The 302-nt window shown below is 54.6% G+C and carries 1 protein-coding gene; it reads left to right on the top strand.

Annotated elements, in window-relative coordinates:
* Window positions 1-7: 7 nt before the first annotated feature.
* The coding region (locus tag JIN85_RS21155; protein ID WP_200274588.1) for a hypothetical protein at window positions 8-302 on the top strand (295 nt) is incomplete at its 3' end.

Here is a 302-nt window from a genome sequence, read left to right as displayed (position 1 = left end):
AACTGTTATGGCCGACAAGAAAGTCGAAGTGCGATTTGATACCACCGCCGACACCAAGGGCGCGGAAGATGCCGAAAAGGCAATCAACGAAGTGAACGATTCCTCATCGGAACTGATGAAGGACGCGCTCAAGTCCAGGGAAAGCCTCGAACAACTCACCAAGGCTGCCGAAGGGGATGCAGTGGCGCAAAGGGCACTCAAACAGGCCCAAAAGGAACTGGGAAAGGAGTTTGAGCAAACTGCCAAAGACATCGATCGCACGACTGAAGCGGTCGAAGATCTAACAGCGGCGGAAGCGGCCC

The organism is Luteolibacter pohnpeiensis, from assembly GCF_016595435.1.
Taxonomy (GTDB): domain Bacteria; phylum Verrucomicrobiota; class Verrucomicrobiia; order Verrucomicrobiales; family Akkermansiaceae; genus Luteolibacter; species Luteolibacter pohnpeiensis.
The sequence above is the reverse complement of the archived record's forward strand: the minus strand, read 5'-3'. Positions and strand labels throughout refer to the sequence as shown.